Genomic DNA, 4,059 nt, shown 5'->3' with positions numbered 1-4,059 from the left:
CCCCGGCTCCGATGGAAAGTACCCGTACCCGAAGGGCAATAGCTCCGGTGCGGGCCTTGTGCGTGGGCCTACTCGTTCTCGGCGATGCTCTTCATCGCCTTCCATCCGTGCGTGACGCCGCCACCGGCGCGCAGGGCGGCGGCGACCATGACCGCTTCGGCGATATCGGCCTTGGACGCACCGGCCTTGACCGCGCGTTCGGCGTGGTCCTCGATGCAGAACGGGCACTGAGTGGTCACCGCGACCCCGACCGCGATCAGCTCACGCGTAGCCAGATCGAGGTTCCCTGTGTTCTTGTCGAACACGGCCTTGTCGAAGCCGAAGAACGCCGACACCATTTCGGGCGCGGCCTCTTTGATGTCGACCATGAACTCGGCTTCCTCATGGGAATGCATAACTGTCCTTTCGTAGCGCGCGTTGCGGTCCGGCGCCGGTGCCCCGGCGTGCCGGGCGGTAGTGGCCGATGACTCGCTGAGCTGCTGGTCGCGCACTGCGCGGCCTTGCTGGGCTGTCGCGATTCGGCCCGTCAATACCGTAGGGGGGTACGGTTTTACCGTACCGATTCGGGGTCCTACGATCAATCGGAGGGCCGGATGTTCAGGCAAGCGTCTTCCCGAAGAGCGACCGTGCCCGAGCCGATCCCGGCGTGGGCGGCGACGAGCATCGACACTCAGCCGGAATCGACGCGCAGGGCGGGACGGTCCGGGTGATCCCAGCGGACGAAATAGTCCGGAATCTCGGTGTGCTCGCGGTCGTGGGCAAGGAGGGCAGGAACAGTCCAGGTGTCCGAGGTCGCGGTGCGTCGGGTGAGCGCGGCCGGGCTGAGGTCGAGCCGGAGGGTGAGGTCGAAGGGGAGGCCGCGGCCCAGCAGCATCGGGCCCGCGACCAACAGAACGGTACCGGGGCTCGCGCGGCGGCGGACAGCGCGAGCGGAGCGGTCGGCCGCTTCGTCCCAGAGCGCCGGTAGCCACTGTCCGTCCGTGCGCAGTGGCTCGAGGACCTCCCGGAGCAGCGCCGGATAGTCGAACCAGCCGGTTCGGTAGGCGGTTTCGTCGCGGCCGAATTCCATGCGCAGCGAGGCCGGCCGGACGTAGTCGTGTAGCGAGACCAGCTCGGCGGGCCGGCCGTCGCCACGGAGACGGTCGGCAACCAGCCGGGCGAACGCCAGGGGGTGCGCGGCATCGGCGCCGTCGACCGCGACCAGTTGCCCGCCGGAATCGTGTAATCGCTGGACGACCGTCTCGGCGAGCGCGTCCTGGGTGATCGGGGTGAAACGCGGCATCGGTTCATCACAACAGGTCCGGTAGTGCGGGCGGTGACGGGGATTACCCGCCCGCGGATCATGGGATATGGGACTCCTCGGGCTAATCTCGGCCAATGGCGACTATCGAAGAGGCATTGGAGCTCGAACGCCTCGAGCGCGATATCTTCCGCGGCGCGTACCCCAAGACCCAGCTCCCCCGCACCTTCGGCGGGCAGGTGGCGGGTCAGGCGCTGGTCTCGGCGGTGCGCACGGTGGAGCCGCGATTTCAGGTGCATTCGCTGCACGGCTATTTCCTGCGCCCCGGAAACCCGGAAGCGCCGACGGTGTACATGGTGGACCGTATCCGGGACGGCCGTTCCTTCTGCACCCGCCGGGTCACCGGTGTGCAGGACGGGGACGCGATATTCACCATGTCCGCGTCGTTCCACGTAGGTGACGAGGGGCCGTCGCACCAGGACGAGATGGCCGAGGTGGCGCCGCCCGACGACCTGCCCGACGCCAAGACCTCCATGGACCCCGAACGCCTGTGGGCGATGCGGGAATGGGAGCACTGGGATATCCGCCCGGTCCCGCAGGAGCAGGTGACCCAGCGTCCCGGTGTGGTGTCGCCGCAGCAGGTGTGGTTCCGGTACCGGCATCCACTGCCCGACGATCCGCTGTTCCACGTGTGCACGCTCGCCTATATGAGCGATATGACCCTGCTGGGTTCCTCGAAGGTCACCCATCCCGACGAGCCCACACAGAACGCCTCGCTGGATCACGCCATGTGGTTCCTGCGTCCGTTCCGGACCGACGATTGGCTGCTGTACGACCAGTCCTCGCCGTCGGCCGGTTTCGGCCGGGCGCTGACCGGCGGGAAGATCTTCGATCGCGGTGGCCGGCTGGTCGCCGCCGTCGTACAAGAGGGGCTGATCCGCACCCTGCGGCAGTGATATGCCTCCGAACGCTCCCGCTGCACCGGTATCCACCGCACAAGGCGGCGGTGGGTACGGCTCTCTCAGGGGGCTCTCCTGGTCCGGCGTGACCTCGCGCACATCGGACGGCCTCGTAAGCTCGCACGAGTGAACGAGTCTGCGGTTTCCCGGGACACCCGGCCGGAAGTCGATCTCGCGCGGCCCGCCGACCGGCCCACCATCGGCGTGCTGGCCCTGCAGGGCGATGTCCGCGAGCATGTCGCGGTGCTGGACCTGTGCGGTGCCGATCCGGTACTGGTACGCCGCCCGGCCGAGCTCGCCGCGGTCGACGCGCTGGTACTGCCCGGCGGGGAATCGACCACGATCAGCAAACTGCTGCAGGTGTTCGAACTGCTCGAACCACTGCGGGAACGGTTGCGTGACGGTATGCCCGCATTCGGGTCGTGCGCCGGCATGATCCTGCTGGCCGACGAGGTGCTCGACACCCGCCCCGACGCCGAACATCTGTCCGGTATCGATATGACCGTGCGCCGCAACGCTTTCGGTCGGCAGGTGGATTCGTTCGAAACCGATCTCGAGTTCGCCGGAGTGGACGGCGGCCCGATGCGGGCGGTGTTCATCCGGGCGCCGTGGGTGGAGCGGGCCGGTGCCGGGGTCGAGGTGCTGGCCAGGGTGCCCAGCGGGCCCGCCGCCGGCCGGATCGTGGCGGTACGCCAGGGCTGTGTGCTGGCCACCTCGTTCCATCCCGAGGTCACCGGCGACCATCGTGTGCACCGGCTGTTCGTCGATCTGGTTCGCGACCGCTGAACTGCTCACCGGCCGCTGTGCGAGTAGGGTGACGGAATTGTCCGCCCGGCCAGCCGGTAGCGTGAACCAGCAGACCAGCCATCGACCTGAAGGAAGTAGGGAATGAGCGGCCACTCCAAATGGGCCACCACCAAGCACAAAAAGGCGGCGATCGATGCGAAGCGCGGCAAGCTGTTCGCCAAGCTGATCAAGAACATCGAGGTGGCGGCCCGCACCGGTGGCGGCGATCCGGAAGGCAACCCGACTCTGTTCGATGCCATCCAGAAGGCGAAGAAATCCTCGGTTCCCAACGACAATATCGAGCGGGCACGTAAACGCGGCGCCGGTGAGGAAGCCGGCGGCGCCGACTGGCAGACCATCATGTACGAGGGCTACGGCCCCAACGGTGTCGCCGTCCTGATCGAATGTCTCACCGACAACCGCAACCGGGCGGCCGGCGAGGTCCGGGTCGCGATGACCCGCAACGGCGGCAATATGGCCGATCCGGGATCGGTGGCCTACCTGTTCCACCGCAAGGGGATCGTCACACTGGAGAAGAACGGTCTCTCCGAGGACGATGTGCTGATGGCGGTACTCGACGCCGGTGCCGAAGAGGTCAACGATCTCGGTGAATCGTTCGAGATCATCAGCGAGCCGGGCGATCTGGTCGCGGTGCGTTCGGCCCTGCAGTCGGCCGGTATCGATTACGACTCCGCCGAATCCGGGTTCCAGCCTTCGGTGAGCGTCGCGGTGGACGTGGACGGCGCCCGCAAGGTGTTCAAACTGGTCGATGCGCTCGAGGACAGCGACGACGTCCAGAACGTGTACACCAATGTCGACATCTCCGACGAGGTCCTTGCCGAACTGGACTGATCGATCCAGGGCGACCTCCTTCGCCTCCTGGCCTGTGTGCTGCCTTCGGCGTGACGTCGGCACCGAGTGTGCGGTGCCGACGCGGCGGTCCGCGCCCGGCGCGCGGCCGGGGGTTTGGTTAGGCCCGGATCCGCCAGTCGACGGGATTCACCCCCGCCGCCCGCACGGCGATGCGTATCCGGCCGGGGCCCGCATGAGGCTCGTCGGCATCGACGAGTTGCA

Annotated in this window: 5 protein-coding genes and 1 pseudogene; 3 read left to right on the top strand and 3 right to left on the bottom strand. The window is 67.5% G+C overall.

Annotated features, from left to right (window positions below):
- Positions 1-68: 68 nt before the first annotated feature.
- Together QH195_RS30040 and QH195_RS30035 are read right to left on the bottom strand one after the other, a co-directional pair.
- Positions 69-491 carry a carboxymuconolactone decarboxylase family protein gene (locus tag QH195_RS30040; protein ID WP_280437858.1) on the bottom strand — a complete coding sequence of 141 codons (423 nt, stop codon included), beginning with the start codon at positions 489-491 and terminating at the stop codon, positions 69-71.
- A 179-nt stretch (positions 492-670) separates the two neighbouring features.
- Positions 671-1,282, bottom strand: a complete 612-nt coding sequence (locus tag QH195_RS30035) for a hypothetical protein (RefSeq protein WP_280437857.1) — start codon at positions 1,280-1,282, stop codon at positions 671-673.
- Positions 1,283-1,377: 95 nt separating this feature from the next.
- Between QH195_RS30035 and QH195_RS30030 the strand changes: the two genes are divergently transcribed.
- The 3 genes from QH195_RS30030 (at position 1,378) to QH195_RS30020 (ending at position 3,837) form a co-directional block, all read left to right on the top strand.
- The gene (locus tag QH195_RS30030) at positions 1,378-2,196 is read left to right on the top strand and encodes an acyl-CoA thioesterase (protein ID WP_280423188.1); all 819 of its coding nucleotides are present in this window, start codon (positions 1,378-1,380) and stop codon (positions 2,194-2,196) included.
- Positions 2,197-2,397: 201 nt separating this feature from the next.
- Positions 2,398-2,985: a pyridoxal 5'-phosphate synthase glutaminase subunit PdxT gene (gene pdxT, locus QH195_RS30025; RefSeq protein ID WP_280423196.1), complete on the top strand. Its 588-nt coding sequence runs from the start codon at positions 2,398-2,400 to the stop codon at positions 2,983-2,985.
- 102 nt (positions 2,986-3,087) lie between these two features.
- Positions 3,088-3,837: a YebC/PmpR family DNA-binding transcriptional regulator gene (locus tag QH195_RS30020; RefSeq protein ID WP_280423189.1), complete on the top strand. Its 750-nt coding sequence runs from the start codon at positions 3,088-3,090 to the stop codon at positions 3,835-3,837.
- A 124-nt stretch (positions 3,838-3,961) separates the two neighbouring features.
- Here the strand turns inward: QH195_RS30020 and QH195_RS35110 are convergent.
- Positions 3,962-4,059 (bottom strand): annotated as a pseudogene (locus QH195_RS35110) (NADP-dependent oxidoreductase); the annotation flags it as partial.

Origin of the sequence: Nocardia carnea (genome assembly GCF_029868855.1) — a bacterium.
GTDB classification, from domain to species: Bacteria; Actinomycetota; Actinomycetes; order Mycobacteriales; family Mycobacteriaceae; genus Nocardia; species Nocardia carnea_A.
The sequence above is the reverse complement of the archived record's forward strand: the minus strand, read 5'-3'. Positions and strand labels throughout refer to the sequence as shown.